The 15,657-nt window shown below is 68.3% G+C and carries 13 protein-coding genes; 11 read left to right on the top strand and 2 right to left on the bottom strand.

The window, feature by feature from the left end:
• Positions 1-4 precede the first annotated feature (4 nt).
• Positions 5-922 (bottom strand): LysR family transcriptional regulator, encoded by a 918-nt coding sequence (locus tag V5F74_RS08680; protein WP_029555677.1) that lies wholly within the window; start codon positions 920-922, stop codon positions 5-7.
• Positions 923-1,035: 113 nt separating this feature from the next.
• Between V5F74_RS08680 and V5F74_RS08675 the strand changes: the two genes are divergently transcribed.
• The 4 genes from V5F74_RS08675 (at position 1,036) to V5F74_RS08660 (ending at position 7,076) form a co-directional block, all read left to right on the top strand.
• The gene (locus V5F74_RS08675; RefSeq protein ID WP_394007497.1) at positions 1,036-1,902 is read left to right on the top strand and encodes an HpcH/HpaI aldolase/citrate lyase family protein; all 867 of its coding nucleotides are present in this window, start codon (positions 1,036-1,038) and stop codon (positions 1,900-1,902) included.
• Positions 1,899-3,131 carry a CaiB/BaiF CoA transferase family protein gene (locus tag V5F74_RS08670; protein ID WP_029555675.1) on the top strand — a complete coding sequence of 411 codons (1,233 nt, stop codon included), beginning with the start codon at positions 1,899-1,901 and terminating at the stop codon, positions 3,129-3,131. The genes V5F74_RS08675 and V5F74_RS08670 overlap by 4 nt, the downstream gene beginning before the upstream one ends.
• Before the next feature lie 137 nt (positions 3,132-3,268).
• On the top strand, positions 3,269-5,923 hold the full coding sequence (locus tag V5F74_RS08665) for an ATP-binding protein (protein ID WP_029555674.1): 2,655 nt from the start codon (positions 3,269-3,271) through the stop codon (positions 5,921-5,923).
• Positions 5,913-7,076, top strand: coding sequence for a response regulator (locus V5F74_RS08660; RefSeq protein ID WP_394007375.1), 1,164 nt, complete (start codon positions 5,913-5,915; stop codon positions 7,074-7,076). The genes V5F74_RS08665 and V5F74_RS08660 overlap by 11 nt, the downstream gene beginning before the upstream one ends.
• Before the next feature lie 9 nt (positions 7,077-7,085).
• On the opposite strand, the gene V5F74_RS08655 is transcribed toward V5F74_RS08660, so the two are convergent.
• On the bottom strand, positions 7,086-7,832 hold the full coding sequence (locus V5F74_RS08655) for a winged helix-turn-helix domain-containing protein (protein ID WP_197022934.1): 747 nt from the start codon (positions 7,830-7,832) through the stop codon (positions 7,086-7,088).
• A gap of 251 nt (positions 7,833-8,083) precedes the next feature.
• Here V5F74_RS08655 and fmdA point away from each other — a divergent pair, with 251 nt between their 5' ends.
• The 7 genes from fmdA to V5F74_RS08620 all read left to right on the top strand — a co-directional run bounded on the left by fmdA (position 8,084) and on the right by V5F74_RS08620 (position 15,645).
• On the top strand, positions 8,084-9,310 hold the full coding sequence (gene fmdA / locus V5F74_RS08650; RefSeq protein ID WP_024280766.1) for a formamidase: 1,227 nt from the start codon (positions 8,084-8,086) through the stop codon (positions 9,308-9,310).
• Between the two features lie 70 nt (positions 9,311-9,380).
• Positions 9,381-9,899 carry an AmiS/UreI family transporter gene (locus tag V5F74_RS08645; RefSeq protein ID WP_029555671.1) on the top strand — a complete coding sequence of 173 codons (519 nt, stop codon included), beginning with the start codon at positions 9,381-9,383 and terminating at the stop codon, positions 9,897-9,899.
• A gap of 52 nt (positions 9,900-9,951) precedes the next feature.
• Positions 9,952-10,254: an FmdB family zinc ribbon protein gene (locus V5F74_RS08640; protein ID WP_024280764.1), complete on the top strand. Its 303-nt coding sequence runs from the start codon at positions 9,952-9,954 to the stop codon at positions 10,252-10,254.
• Between the two features lie 70 nt (positions 10,255-10,324).
• The gene (locus tag V5F74_RS08635) at positions 10,325-11,368 is read left to right on the top strand and encodes a LacI family DNA-binding transcriptional regulator (protein WP_348550875.1); all 1,044 of its coding nucleotides are present in this window, start codon (positions 10,325-10,327) and stop codon (positions 11,366-11,368) included.
• Between the two features lie 141 nt (positions 11,369-11,509).
• On the top strand, positions 11,510-13,012 hold the full coding sequence (locus tag V5F74_RS08630; protein ID WP_081837464.1) for an FAD-binding oxidoreductase: 1,503 nt from the start codon (positions 11,510-11,512) through the stop codon (positions 13,010-13,012).
• Positions 13,002-14,558 (top strand): xylulokinase, encoded by a 1,557-nt coding sequence (gene xylB, locus V5F74_RS08625; RefSeq protein ID WP_394007372.1) that lies wholly within the window; start codon positions 13,002-13,004, stop codon positions 14,556-14,558. Before V5F74_RS08630 ends, xylB begins: the two co-directional genes overlap by 11 nt.
• On the top strand, positions 14,551-15,645 hold the full coding sequence (locus V5F74_RS08620; protein WP_394007370.1) for an ABC transporter ATP-binding protein: 1,095 nt from the start codon (positions 14,551-14,553) through the stop codon (positions 15,643-15,645). Before xylB ends, V5F74_RS08620 begins: the two co-directional genes overlap by 8 nt.
• Positions 15,646-15,657 lie beyond the last annotated feature (12 nt).

Below are 15,657 nucleotides of genomic sequence, written 5' to 3'. Positions count from 1 at the left end.
GTCGCTATGCGCGTCCTGCCGGCGTCTTTGTGCGGGCGTGCGAGAGTTCGTTCCTGATCACCGCGTAGAGCGCGCTGGCGGCAGGGGAAAGCGTCTCGTTCTTCCGTTTCACCAAGGCGATCAGACGGAACACGACCGGCTCGACCAGCGGCACCTCCACGAGGCCGGCCGCCAGCGTCTTGGTCATGGCGGCCGGAAGGATCGCCGCGCCGACATTCTCCCGGGCCAGCGCGATGGCGCTGGGCGTGCTCTCCACCACGAACCGGCCACGGGTGTTCAGACCGGCCTTGGCCAACTGGGCTTCGACGCTGCGACGATTGCCGCTCGCGCCGCCGAGCGTGATGAGGTCGATGCCCTTCAGATCCGACCAGGCCATGCCCTTTGCCTTGGCCACGGGATGTGACCGGCTGCACACGAGCACGAACGGGTCGCGCATCAGCATGTCTTCGGTCAGGTCCGGGTGAGGATCCTGCTGAATGTGAATGCCGAAATCCGCATGCCCCTGCAGCACCGCCTCGGTGACGAGAGCCCCCGAACGCTCCAGCACCTGGACGCGATTGTCCGGGTGCGCGCGGGCATAGGTGCGCAGCGCCGACGGCAGGTGTCGAAAGGCAACGGACTGCAGGGTCGCCACGGTGACATCCCCCACCCCGAGCCGGGACGAGGTGCGCAGCCGGTCAAGACCATCGACGAGATCATCGATGATGCGGCGCGCCATGGGCAGGAACTCCTTTCCCATGGGACTCAAGGTGGTCGAGCGCGTCGTCCGGTCCAGCAGCCGCAATCCGACAAAAGCCTCGAGGCGCTGGATACGGCGGGTGAGCGCGGTCTGGGTGATGAAGAGATGCTCTGCGGCGCGATGGAAGCTCCCGAGCTCGGCGACATGCACGAAAGCCTGAACGCCGTCGATGGGGATTTTCATGCAAAAAACTCATGAAAAATTGCGATTAATGCATTTTACGCGGCATCGACCGACCCGCAAGATCGGCCGCATCCGGAACGCCCAGCGGCACGGGGAGGACGAGGGCCGTGTTGATGCGAAGCAAGCTGTTTGTCCCCGCCTCCCGCCCCGAACTGTTCGAGAAGGCATTCGCGTCAGAGGCCGACGCCGTGGCGTTCGACATCGAGGATGCGGTGGCCCAGGACCAGAAACCGCAGGCCCGCGCCAATCTCGCCGCTTTCCTTCAACGCCGGCCGGCCACGGCCAAGACCATCGTGATGCGGGTCAATGCCTTTGGCACCGAGGCGTTCGACGCGGACATGGCGGTTCTGGGCGGTCTCCACGTCGACGTGGTCAACCTGCCCATGGCGGAGGAGGCGGGCGCCGTGGGTGAGGCCATCGCCCGGATCGCAGGTTGCCGGTCACGCGCCGCGCCGGACCGCAGCCTGAAGATCCTGCTCAACATCGAGACGCCCAGGGGGCTGCGCAAGGCGGCCGAACTCGCCGCGGCGCATCCGTGGGTGATAGGCTTGCAGGTCGGCTACGCGGATCTGCTCGAACCCTGCGGCATCCCACGTCGTGACGGGGCTGCGCTCGCGCATGTGCGGCTCGCGGTCCGGCTTGCCGCGGCGGAAGCCGGCATCGCCGCCTATGATGGCGCCTTCGCCGCCGTCAGCGACCGCGACGGCTACCGTACCGAATGCATCGCCGCCAGGCATCACGGCTTTTCCGGCAAGAGCTGCATCCATCCCAGCCAGATCGCCACGGCCAACGAAATCTTCGCGCCGGACGCCGACGAGATCGCCTGGGCGCGAAAGGTGGTTGCCGCCGCCTCCGATGCCGAGGCGCGCGGCATCGGCGCCTATCTGGTCGACGGTCACATGATCGACAAGCCCTTCGTCGAGCGCGCCCGCGCGGTCATGCGCATGGCGGACAGTGATCCGCTCGAAAGGACCCTATGAGCACGCTTCGGACCCTCGACTATCAGCCAGAGGCACGCGGAACGCTGGACGGCATTCGTGTCCTCGACATGTCGCGCCTGTTTGCGGGAAACGTGCTGACGCAGATTCTGGGCGACTTCGGCGCCGAGGTCATCAAGATCGAGCCGCCCGAAGGCGACACGTTGCGGGCCTGGAAGGCGGAAGGGATCGAGACGCACTGGAAGATCTACGGGCGCAACAAGAAGAGCCTGGCGCTTTGCCTGCGCGACCCGCGCGCCATCGAGATCATCCGCAAGCTGGTGCCGTCGGCGCAGATCTTCGTGGAGAGCTTTCGCCCCGGCGTGCTGGAGCAGATGGGACTGTCGCCGCTTGAGCTGCACGCGATCAATCCCGCGCTGGTCATCATCCGCATCTCGGGATGGGGACAGGACGGACCCTACGCGCAGCGGCCGGGCTTCGGCACCGTTATCGAAGGCCTGTCCGGCTTTGCCGCCATCAACGGCTTTGCCGATCGCGAGCCGGTCCTGCCGCCCATGTATCTCGCCGACGGCGTTGCCGGGATCTATGGCGCCTCCGCCGCAATGATCGCCCTGCGTGAGGTGGAGATGAAGGCCGGCCGGGGCCAGGTGATCGACCTGCCGCTGTTGGACCCTTTGTTCGCCATCCTCGGCCCGCAGGCGGCAAACTACCGCCTGACGGGCAAGGTGAAGCCGCGCACCGGCAGCCGATCGACGAATTCCGCGCCCCGCAACGCCTATCGGTGCAGCGACGGGGGCTATGTCAGCCTGTCCGGCTCCACCCAGAAGATGACCGAGCGGCTGTTCCGGGCCATCGGGCGTCCTGAACTCGTCGGCGATCCCCGCTTTCGCACCAATGCAGACAGGCTGCAGCATGCCGATGAGCTGGACCGCATCATCGGGGCCTTCATCGGGGCCCGCACGCAGGCGGAAAACGTCGCCTTCTTCGAGCAGGCCGAGGTCACCATCGGGCCGATCTACGACACGCCGCAGATCATGGCTGATCCCCACGTCACCGAACGCGAACTGCTTACCGACTATCCCGACGCCGAGATGGGCCTCCTGCCAATGCACCATGTGGTGCCGCGGCTCGACCAGACGCCCGGGTCGATCCGGCTGGCGGCGCCCCAGCTGGGACAGCACAATCGCGAGCTGCTTGATGAGATCGGGATGAGCCCCGGAGAGTATCAGGATCTGAAAAAAGCGGGTGTCATCTGCGGCGGGGCGGCGTGACCGCCGTCCGCGCCGAGGCCGTCTGGACCGCCGTCGCCGGCGGCGGCTGAGGGCACCGGCGCGACACGCGGACGGCGGGGCTGGCCTCTGCGTGCGCGAACCTCTAGCCTTGGAGGCAATAACAAGGTGAGAACGCGTTGGAAACGCCCGAACTGCCCGCTTTGCGGTCCTATCACTCCTGGATCGCCAACGAGACACTGGAGGACTATTCGCTGCGCTACACGGCGCGGTCCTTCCGTCGCTGGTCGCCCTTCGTCATCGCCAACACCGCGCTCGGCGGCATCTCCTTTCTGGCGCTGGAGACCATCGGCGGCTCGATCACGCTGAACTACGGCTTCACCAATGCGAGCCTCGCCATCCTCGCGGTGTCCGTGTTCATCTTCGTCACCAGCCTGCCCATCGCCTATTACTCCAGCAAATACGGCATCGACCTCGATCTGCTCACTCGCGGGGCGGGGTTCGGCTATATCGGCTCGACGGTCACGTCGCTGATCTATGCGAGCTTCACCTTCATCTTCTTCGCCCTGGAAGGCGCCATCATGGCGCAGGCCTTGAAGCTCTACTTCGACCTGCCGCTGGTGCTCGGCTATATCCTGTCGTCCGTCGTCATCATCCCCGTCACGCTCATGGGCATCACCATGATCTCGCGGCTGCAGATGGTGACGCAGCCGCTCTGGCTCGCGATGATGGTGCTGCCCTTCGTGATGATCTGGCTGAAGGCACCGGACGAGGTCGCGGCGTGGACCCGCTTCGTCGGCCGCGACACCGGATCATCCGGGTTCGATGCGCTGGCCTTCGGCGCGGCGGTGAGCGTCATGTGCTCGCTGGTGGTGCAGATCGGCGAGCAGGCGGACTATCTGCGCTTCCTGCCCGAGAAGAAGGCGTCGAACCGGCTCGCCTGGTGGGGCGCAGTGGTGATGGCGGGGCCGGGCTGGATCGTCATTGGCGGGCTGAAGATCCTCGCCGGCGGCCTGCTCGCGGTGCTCGTCCTCGGCGCCGGCCTGCCGCACCAGACGGCGCTCGAGCCCATCTACATGTACCTCGTCGCCTACCAGCACGTCTTCGACAACCCGGCGCTGGCCCTGTTCTGCGCCACGCTGTTCGTGCTGGTGTCGCAGGTGAAGATCAACGTGACCAACGCCTATGCCGGCTCGCTGGCGTGGTCGAACTTCTTCTCCCGCGTCACCCACTACCATCCCGGGCGGGTGGTGTGGCTGGTGTTCAACATCCTCATCTCGCTGCTGCTGATGCTGCTCGGCATCTTCGAGACGCTGGACGTGGTGCTGGCGGTCTATTCCAACATCGCCATGGCCTGGGTCGGCGCCATCATCGCCGATCTTCTGGTGCTCAAGCCGCTGAAGGTCAGCCCCGGCTTCATCGAGTTCAAGCGCGCCCACCTGCACCATTTCAACCCGGTGGGTTGCGGCGGCATGGCGGCGGGCTCTCTCGTCTCCCTCCTCGCCTTCACCGGGGTCTTCGGTCCGGCCGTCGAGGCCTATGCGGCGCCGCTCTCCTTCCTCGTCGCCTTCCTCACCGCCATCGCGATCGGCTTCGCCACGCGCGGGCGCTACTACCTCGCCCGGCCACCCGTCGACGCCTCGCTGGCGCAGGGCACCGGACCCGTCCTGCGCTGCGAGATTTGCGATCACGGCTATGAGCGGGACGACATGGCCTATTGCAGCTTCTACGAGCGCCCCATCTGCTCGCTCTGCTGCAGCCTCGACGCGCACTGCCACGATGCCTGCAAGAAGTCGCATCAGGATCTCGAAAGCTCGCGCTCGCGCTATTTCGGCGAGGGGTTCCGGCGGCGCATCGCGCCGCACATGCCGCAGCGCCTCCTCAAGGTCGGCGGCGTGCTCGTCGCCCTCACGGTGGTCACCGCGGCGCTGTTCCTGCTCACCTACCGGCTGATCGATCCGGGGGCGGAGACGCCCCATCTGGACAATGGCGGGCTGCTGCTGCGCGTGTTCCTCGCCATGCTGCCGCTGCTCGCCATCAGCGCGTGGTGGATCGTGCTCGCCAACGAGAGCCGGGAACTCGCCGAGCGCAACCTCGTCGGCTCGCTGGAGAAGCTGAACGAGACGCGGGAGGAGCTGACGCGCAGCGAGCGTCTCGCCGCCATCGGCCAGTTGACCGCGACGGTGAGCCACGAGCTGCGCAACCCGCTGGGAACGCTCACGACCTCAGTGGCGGTGCTGCAGCGGGCGGGCACCCTCGCCGGCGAGCGCGAGCGGGGGGAACTGGACCGCATCCAGCGAAACGTGCGGCGCTGCGTGCGCATCATCGAGGATCTGCTGGAGTTTTCCCGCCGGCCAGACGTCAGCATGGTGCCGCTGGCGCTTGATGCCTGGATCACCGAGCAGGCTTCGGATCTGCGTGCCCTGTCCAGTGTCGAGCTGGCGCTGGACCTCGACTGCGACCGGATCATCGAGGCGGACGGCGAGCGGCTGCGGCAGGTGCTCGTCAATCTGGTGCAGAACGCCATGCAGGCGGTGCTGGAGCGGCCCGCCGGGTCGCCGCCGGGCCGGGTCGCCATCGTCACCGCGGCGGAGGGCGAGCGGGTGCGCATCACCGTCACCGACAATGGCGTGGGCATGGATGATGAGGTGCGCCGGCGCCTGTTCGAGCCGCTGTTCAGCACCAAGCCGTTCGGGCTTGGCCTCGGGCTCGCGCTGGTCAAGCGCATCACCGAGCGCCACGGCGGCAGCGTCTCCATCAGCTCCGAGCCGGGCCGGGGCACGCGCGTCGACATCACGCTGCCGGCTGCCGGGGAGCATGCCGATGCCGCGTAGGGCGGAACGACGCGTCCTGATCGTGGACGACGACCAGGACTTCGCCGGCAGCCTTGCCGCGCTGCTGGAGATGGAAGGCTATGTGATAGCAGTCGCCCATGACGGCGCCGGTGCCAGAGCGCGGGTGGAAGCCATGGCGGCGGAGGCGCCGGGCGTCGCGCTGGTGGACATTCGCCTCGGACGGGAGGACGGCGTGGCCCTCGCCACGGAACTCGGCCGCATCCGGCCGGACCTTCTGGTGGTGATGGTGACGGCCTATGCCTCCGTGCCCACTGCCATCCGGGCGTTGCAGGCCGGCGCCTATGACTATGTCTGCAAGCCGTTTGATCCCGACGATCTTCTCGCCACCCTCGGCCGCTGCTTCGATCGCCACGCGCTGGCCCACGAGCGGGCGCAGGCGGAGGAACTGCTGCGCCGCAGCCGGCGGCTGGAGGCCATCGGCCGGCTCTCGGCGGGCATCGCCCACGATTTCAACAACCTCCTCGCGGTGGTCGGCGGTAATCTCAAGCTGTTGCAGGAGGAGGTGCTGCGCGATCCGCCGGGCGATCGCGCGGTGATGCGCGAGCTGGTGGCGGATGCGCTCAGCGCGGTGGAGGAAGGCATCGCCGCCAGCCGCCAGTTGCTCGCCGTGGGCCGGGCGCAGCCGCTGCTGCCGCGCCTCACGGACCTCGACCATGTGCTCGACCAGGTGATCCACCAGGCGAACGCCGCGCTGGGTGCCGGCATCGCACTGGATCGGCTGGTTGCGCGTGAGCCGTGTGCCGCCATTGTTGACGCGCGCCAGCTGGAGGCGAGCCTGCTCAACCTGATGCTCAACGCGCGCGATGCCCTCGACGGGCGCGGCACCATCCGCCTCGGCGCCGAACTGCGTGACCTTGCCCCCGGCGCGCCCGTGCTTCTGGATGACATGCCGCCCGGCGCCTACGTGGCGCTGGTGGTGGAGGATGCCGGCTGCGGCATGGCGCCGGACGTGGTGGAGCGGGCGTTCCATCCCTTCTTCTCCACCAAGCCGGCGGAGAGCGGCAGCGGCCTCGGCCTCGCGACGGTCTACGGCTTCGCGCGGCAGTCCGGCGGCAACCTGATCATCGAGAGCGAGCCGGGCGCGGGCACCCGCGTCACGCTGCTGCTGCCGGCCGCCCCGCGCGATGATTGAGACGACGCCTCAGTGGGGCGCCGGCGGGGTGAAGACATAGCCTTCCCCGCGCACGGTCTTGATGATCTCCCCGCCGCCACCATCCTCCAGTTTGCGCCGGAGCTTGCCGACCAGCACGTCGATGCTACGGTCGAATGGCGCCCATTGCCGGTTGGCCACGAGGTCCAGCATCTGGTCGCGGGTGAGCACCCGGCCCGGCCGCTCGGCGAGGGCGGCGAGCAGGCGGAATTCGTGGCTGGTCAGCGCCACGCGGGTGCCGTCCTGCCGGGTCAGCTCGCGGCGGTCGAGGTCGAGCCGAAAGACGCCGAACGCCAGATGATGGCCGGCGGACACGGCCGGGGCAGGGGAGAGGGGCGTGGTGCGGATGGCGCCATTGGCGCGTCGCAACAGCGCCCGCACACGTGCAAGCAGCTCGCGCGGCTCGAACGGCTTGGTCACGTAATCGTCCGCGCCGAGTTCCAGGCACACGATCTTGTCCACGGTCTCGCACTTGGCCGAGAGAACGAGCAGCGGCATGTCCCAGCCGGCGCGCACCGCGCGGGCGAGGGAGAGCCCGTCTTCGCCGCGGGGAAAGGTGAGGTCGAGGATGATGAGGTCGAAGCGCGTCGCCGCCAGCGCGTCGCGCATGGCGCTGCCGTCCAGCGCGAAATCGGCGCAGAAACCTTCCCGCGCCAGGAATTTGGTGACGAATCCGCACATCCGGCGGTCGTCGTCCACCATCAGGATTTTCGGACTGCGCGCAGCCTCGTTCATCATCCCGCCGTGCACCCTCGCGCTGAGCTTCTGCTTCGTCCCAAGATTGCTTCGCCTCGCGATCATAGCGCGACCGGCAGGCGATGCGCGCCCGAGCCACGGCCGCTTACAAAATTTTACATGCGCGGCCCGCGAAGCGCCTAAGCCGCTTACATGGGCTTCCTAGCTTTCCTGGGCAGGGTGCGGGCGTGGCGGCTTCAAGGCTGCCCGTAGAGCGGCGCGAAAGCCGCGGCACCCTCCAAGGAGGAAGCCCCATGGCAAAGACCGTCTTCAAGATCGACCTCAACAAGAAGCCCGAGCAGCAGACCATCAAGACGCACAATCGCTGGCATCCGGACCTGCCCATGGTCGAGATGTTCAAGCCGGGCGACGAGTTCCGGGTCGAATGCTACGACTGGACCGGCGGGCAGATCGGCAACAACGACAGCGCCAACGACGTGCGCGACGTGGACCTCACCAAGGTGCACTATCTGAGCGGTCCGTTCGGCGTGGAAGGCGCCGAGCCGGGCGACCTGATGGTGGTGGACATCCTCGACATCGGCCCCATCGAAGGCTCCGAATGGGGCTTCAACGGCCTGTTCGACAAGCAGAACGGTGGCGGCTTCCTCACCGAGCACTATCCCGAGGCGGTGAAGTCCTGCTGGGACTTCCACGGCATCTACACCACCTCCCGCCACGTGCCGCGGGTGCGCTATCCCGGCCTCATCCATCCCGGCCTGATCGGCTGCCTGCCCGACCACAAGCTGATGGCCGAGGCGAACCGCCGCGAGGCCGCCCTCGTCGCCACCGATCCGCAGCGGGTGCCGCCGCTTGCGGCGCTGCCCTATGCCGACACCGCCCTGATGGGCCAGATGACCGGAGCGATGCGCGACAAGGCGGCGGCGGAAGGCTGGCGCACCGTGCCGCCGCGCGAGCACGGTGGCAATTGCGACATCAAGAACCTGTCGCGTGGCTCGCGTTGCTACTTCCCGGTCTATGTGAAGGGCGGCGGCCTCTCCATGGGCGACATCCACTTCTCCCAGGGCGACGGCGAGATCACCTTCTGCGGCGCCATCGAGATGGCCGGGTGGATCGACATCGGCGTGGGCCTCATCAAGGGCGGCATGGCCAAATACGGGGTCATCAACCCCATCTTCAAGCCGAGCCCCATCGACCCGCACTTCGACGACTACCTCATCTTCGAAGGCATCTCGGTGGATGAGCACACCGGCGAGCAATACTATCTCGATGCCCATGTCGCTTATCGCCGGGCCTGCCTCAACGCCATCGAATACCTGAAGAAGTTCGGCTATTCCGGCGAGCAGGCCTACACCATCCTCGGCACCGCGCCGGTGGAGGGGCGCATCGCCGGCATCGTGGACATCCCGAACGTGTGCGCGACGGTGGCGATCCCCACCAAGATCTTCGACTTCGACATCAACCCGAACTCCACCGGGCCCACCCGGCAGGTCTCGGGCGTCGACGTCGCCCGCGCGAGCTGAAGTCCAGGCACCTTCGGAACAACCCCTGTCGCTCCGGCCGAGCCATCGGCCGGGGCTGAGGAGATCCATCATGCTGCTTGGACTTGGCCTGCTCTATGTGGGCGCCGTGCTCGTGCTCAACGGCCTCTGGCTGCTGGGCAAGATCGAGGACCGCGAGATCATCGTGGTGAACGTGGTGTCGGGCGTGGTGACGCTCGCCATCTCGCTGTTCTGGGCCTTCAACCCGGCAGCGGATGCGGCCTCCATCAAGGGCGCCGCGCTGACGCTCTTGTTCACCGCCACCTATTTCTGGGTGGCCTACAACCGCGTGACCAAGGTGGACGGGCGGGGGCTCGGCTGGTTCAGCCTGTTCGTGGCCATCACCGTGGCGCCGGTGGCGATCCAGTCGCTGCGTGGGGCGGACAGCCCCATCGGGCTCTGGATGGGGTGGAACTGGGTGGGCTGGGGCCTGCTCTGGTTCTGCTACTTCCTGCTGCTGACCATGAAGCAGCCGATCCTGAAGTTCACCGGCGCCTTCACCGTACTCATCGGCATTCTCACCGGCTGGGTGCCCGGCCTCTCGCTGCTGCAGGGCTGGCTCAACCCCTGACACTCCATCCGGGCGGCCGGTGGGCCGCCCGTTTTCCCCCGGGAGACAGACGATGCCCCTCTATACCTACTCCTGCGAGGCCTGCGGCCCCTTCGACGACTGGGGCTCCATGAGCGCGGCCGAACAGCCCGCCTGCTGCCCCAATTGCAGCGGCGAGGCGCCGCGCGAGATGGCGATGCCCCGCCTCAGCACCATGAACGGCAAGCTGCGCCGGGCCATCGACCGCTCTGAGAAGACCTCCGCCGAGCCCAAGGTGGTCAAGCGCGAGCATCTGGCCGGCTGCGGCTGCTCGCTCTGCGCCACCCGCAAGAAGCAGCCCGCTCCCATCGAGCGGCGCTGGTCTCTCGGCCACTGAGCCGCTCCGCCCCGCCGGCCCGGTCGGCGGGGCTTTTCGTCCGCCTTGCAAAGACGCCCGTGCCTGGAGGATGGTGGGCGCGGGAGAGCTGGCAGGGGGCTCCGGCGGAATGGCGCGGGTGACATTGGCGGATGTGGCGCGGGCGGCGGGCGTCGACATGTCGACGGCCTCACGCGTCCTCAGGGGGGAGGCGAGCCAGCGGGTGCGCGAAGAGACGCGCGTCCGCATCCTGAAGATCGCCGAGGAGATGCAGTACCTCGCCAATCCGCTGGCGCGTGGGCTCAGGACCCAGCGCACGGATACGCTCGGCATCGTGGTGCCCCAGCTCGACAACCCGGTCTTCGCCTCGGCCATCCGCGGGGCCGAGCTGGAGGCGGCCGAGCGCGGCTATTCGCTGCTCATCTCCCATCGCGAGCCGGGGGAGACGGCCACCACGATCGCCAAGATTTCCCGCACCAACCGCGTGGACGGCCTTCTGGTCGCGAGCCTCGACGATGACGAGGTGCTGCGCACGGATCTCGCCGCCGCGCGGGTGCCCTTCGTGCTCATGAACCGCATCCTGCCCGGCGCGCCGCTCTCCGTGGTGCTGGACAGCCGCGCCGCCGCGCGCAAGGGCGTGGAGCATCTCACCGCGCTGGGGCACCGCCGCATCGCCCACCTCGCCGGTCGCGAGGGCGGCTTCAATGCCCGCGAGCGCCTGCAGGGCTATCGCGACGGGCTCGCGGCAGCCGGCATCGCCTTCGATGAAGCGCTCGTAGGCGTGGCGGGCTACACGGCCGAAGGCGGCACGCAGGCCATGCGGGCGCTGCTGCCGCAACACCCCACAGCGGTACTGGCGGCGACGCTTGTTTCCGCCGCCGGCGCCATGGCGACGCTGCACGAAGCGGGCCTGCGCATTCCCGAGGATATCTCCGTCATCGGCCTGCACGACGCGCCGGTGGCGCGCATGCTCTATCCCGCCCTCACCAGCGTGGCCATGCCCACCGAGGAGATGGGCCGCGTCGCCGCCGACTTGCTCATCCGGGCGCTCGGCGGGGAAGACCCGACCCCGGTCGCGCCGCTGCCGCCCGGCACCCTCGTGGTCCGCGGCTCCACCGGTCCCGCCCCCATCTGAATATCCCCGCTTGACGCCTCCGGCTTTCTCTGACAGCTTTGAACAAACGATTGTTCAAGATCGAAAACGACGATGGGAGGACGTCAGCATGGGAGCCCGCAAGGGATCGCATCGCCGTGCCTCTCGCGCAAAGAGGTGCCTATGACCGGTCCGGCCGCAGTCCAAACCAACATCAACGAAGCCGCGCGATCCGAAGCGTCCGCCGATGCGGCGCTGGTGGACGCCTTCGCCGCGCTGGTCGGCCGCGACAACGTGCTGACCGGCGACGAAGACCGGCGCGCCTATGCCCATGACCGCCTGCCCTTCGCCAATTTCCGCGCCCGCACCGGCAAGCTCGCCGGCGTCATGCCGAGGCTCGCGGTGCGGCCGGGCTCGGCGCACGAGGTGGCCGCCATCGTGCGCCACGCCCGGCAGAACGGCATCCAGCTCATCCCGTTCGGGAACGGCTCCGGCGTGCTGGGCGGTGCCATCCCGCTCGCCCGCGAGGTGATGGTGGACCTGCGCCGGCTGGACAAGATCATCTCGGTCGATCCGCAGAACGCCATGGTCACCGTCGAGGCCGGCATGAACGGCGCGGAGTTCGAGGCGGCGCTGAATGCCGAGGGCTTCACCTGCGGCCATCTTCCCCAGTCCATCGAGATTTCGACGGTGGGCGGCTGGGTCGCCTGCCGGGGCGGCGGTCAGGCCTCCAGCCGCTATGGCAAGATCGAGGACATCGTGCTCGGCCTCAAGGCCGTGCTGCCGGACGGCCGCCTGCTGGAGGTGCGCCCGCTCGCCCGCCGTTCGGTGGGGCCGTCCATCCGCGACCTGATGGTGGGCGGGGAGGGTGCGTTCGGCATCATCACCGAGGTCACGCTGCGCATCTGGAAGAAGCCCGAGATAGAGCGCGGCGTGGTGCTGGCCTTCCCCTCGCTGGAAGCGGCATGGGAAACCGCCCGACAGATCATGCAGGCCGAACTGCGCCCGACCATCGCCCGCCTCTACGACGCGGCGGAGAGCGCGGAGCGCACGCAGGGGCTGGAGGCATTCGCCACGCGGCCCATCCTCGGCATCTTCGCCTTCTCCGGTACCGAGCCGATGGTGAGCGCGGAACAGGAGATGAGCCTCGCCATCGCCATGGGGCAGGGCGCGGTGATCGCGTCGGAGGGGCCGTACCACCACTGGAAAGAAAACCGCTACGTCGCCTATTCGCAGAAATGGCAAGCGGCGGGCTATTACAATGACACCATCGAGGTGACGGGCAACTGGTCCGCGCTTCCCGGCATGTATGCCGCCATGGAAGCGGCGGTGCGGGCCATCTACCCGAACATCCATTTCGGCGCGCACTGGTCGCACATCTATCCCGAGGGCGCCTGCCAGTACATGACCATCCGCCTGCCGCCCATGCCGGAAGCCGAAGCGCTGCCGCTCCATGCGCGCCTGTGGGAGACCATCCAGTCCCTGACGCTGGACCATGGCGGCTCCATCGCCCACCATCACGGCGTCGGCGTGTTCCGCAACCCGTGGCTGGCGCGGGAGCTGGGCGTCGGCCTCGACATCCTGCAGGCCATCAAGGACACGCTGGATCCGGGCAACCTCATGAACCCCGGCAAGCTGGGCCTGCGCCCGGCCGCCGGAGCGGTGGACGTGCGCCGTGGCGGCTGATCTCCTCATCGGTATCGATCTCGGCGCGGGGGCGCTGAAGACCAGCGTGATCCGCATCGACGGCACGCTGGCGGGCGAGGCGTCCGCGCCCATCGCCACCTCCGCGCCCTATCCCGGCTGGAGCGAGCAGGACCCGCATGACTGGTGGCGCGCGGTGTGCGAGACCGTGCCGCGCGCACTCGCTGCCGCCGGTGCGCGGCCGCAGGATGTGCTCGGCATCTCCTTCTCCGCCGGCGCCCATACCCAGGTGCTGGAAGATACGGACGGCGCGGTGATCCGCCCCGCCATCCTGTGGAACGACCAGCGTTCCGGCCCCGAGACGGCGGACCTGCGCCGGCAATGGGATGCGCGCATCCTGGAGATCGGCGCCAACCGCGCCAATCCCACCTGGACCCTGCCGCAGATGCTGTGGCTGCGCCGGCATGAGCCGGCCGCCTTCGGCCGCGTGCGCCGGCTCTACGTGGCCAAGGACTGGCTGCGCTCCCGCCTCACCGGCACCTGGGAGACGGACACCATCGACGCCGTCGGCACGCTGATGGCCGATGCCACAACCGGCGGCTGGTCGCCCGAATTGTGCGCCATGATCGGCTGGCCCTTGGAGACGCTGCCGCCCATCGTGGCGCCGAAGACGGTGGTGGGCACCGTGACGGCGGAGGCCGCGCGCCAGACCGGCCTTGCCGAGGGTACGCCCGTGGTGTGCGGCACCTCCGACACCGCGGCCGAGACCTATGGCGCGGGCATGACCGGCGAGGGGCTCGGCGTGGTGAAGCTCGCCACCGCCGCGACGGTCAGCGTGCTCTCGCGCCATCCCCGGCCGGACTTCACCGTCATCAACTACCCCCACATCATGCCGGACCACTGGTATGTGATCGCGGCGACCAATTCCTGCGCCTCGGCCCACAAATGGCTGCGCGACACCTTCTTCAAGCGGGCGGGCGAGGATGGGGGCACGGTGTTCACCGAAATGGACCGCCTTGCCGCCGCTGTGCGGCCGGGGGCGGAGGGCCTGTTCTTCCATCCCTATCTCAACGGCGAGCGCAGCCCCCATTGGGATCCGCTGCTGCGCGCGGATTTCGTGGGCATTGGCTTCAACCACGGGCCGGGCCACTTCGTGCGGGCGCTGTATGAAGGTATCGCCTATTCGCTGAAGGATTGCCTCGTCGCCCTGCGCGCGAAGGGGCTCGACTTCTCCACCGCGCGCCTCACCGGCGGCGGGGCGAAGAGCGCCTTGTGGCGGCAGATCGTGGCCGACGTGCTTGATGTGAAGGTGGAGCTGCCCGCGGTGGCGGAAGCCTCCTTCGGCGCGGCCTTGCTGGCTGGCGTGGGCGTCGGGGCGTATGCCGACGAAGCGGATGCGGCGCGTCGCGTCGCCATCGTCTCCACTGCCACGCCCGATCCCGAGCGCGCGGCGCTCTATGCGCGGGGACACGGGCTCTATTGCGAGATCCAGGCGGCGCTCGCCCCGATCAACCATCGCATTCACGCCTTCGTCGAGGACGAGCGGGCCAATGCCACGGCCCGCCGGGATGAGGTCACCCATGGCTGAAGTCAGGCTCAACACCGTCCGCAAGGCCTATGGTGGCCAGGTGGCCGTGCATGGGGTGGACCTCCACATCCGCGACGGCGAGTTCGTGGTGTTCCTCGGCCCTTCCGGCTGCGGCAAGTCCACGACGCTGCGGATGATCGCGGGGCTGGAGGAGATCACCACCGGCACCATCGAGATCGGCGGGCGCGACGTGACCCGCCTTGAGCCCAAGGACCGGAACATCGCCATGGTGTTCCAGAACTATGCGCTCTACCCGCACAAGACCATCTACGAGAACCTCGCCTTCGGCCTGCGCATGCGCAAGATGGACAAGGCGGAGATCGACCGGCGGGTGAAGTCCGCCTCCGCCATGCTGGGGCTCGATCCCTATCTGGAGCGCAAGCCCAAGCAGCTGTCCGGCGGGCAGATGCAGCGCGTGGCGCTGGGCCGGGCGCTGGTGCGGGACCCCGACGTGTTCCTGCTCGACGAGCCGCTCTCCAATCTCGATGCGAAACTGCGCGTGCGGATGCGGGAGGAGATCGCCCGCCTGCATCAGGAGGTGGGCACCTCCATGGTCTACGTCACCCACGACCAGGTGGAGGCGATGACGCTCGCCAACCGCATCCTCATCATGCGCGATGGCCACGTGCAGCAGGTGGGGGCGCCGCTGGAAGTCTATGACCGGCCAGCCAATTTGTTCGTCGCGGGGTTCATTGGCTCGCCCGAAATGAACCTCATCGAGGGGCATCTGGAGCGCGGCGCGCTCAAGGCCGGCGGCCTCTCCATCGAGCTGCCGCCGGGCATCGCCGCCGCAGAGGGGACGCCGCTGGTTCTGGGCGTGCGTCCCGAGCACATCGGGGTCGGCGAGGCGCCGGGCGCGCATGCCTTCCAGGTGGCGGTGATCGAGCAGCTCGGCGCGCAGACGCTGTGCATCGGCGAAGTCGCGGGCGTGCGCCTGCGCGTGCTCATGGACCGCACCGACGCCGTGCGCAACGGCACGACCCTGCCCATCCAGTTCCGGCCCGGCCGGCTGCATGTCTTCTCCAAGGAAACCGGAGCGCGGATCAACCGCGCCGATGCGGACGTGGGGCGGCGCCCCGCCGCCTGAATTTGCCGAGTG

The sequence above is a fragment of the Xanthobacter aminoxidans genome (assembly GCF_043193615.1).
In the GTDB taxonomy this organism is placed as follows: Bacteria; Pseudomonadota; Alphaproteobacteria; order Rhizobiales; family Xanthobacteraceae; genus Xanthobacter; species Xanthobacter aminoxidans.
This window is presented reverse-complemented; position numbering and strand designations above follow the sequence as displayed.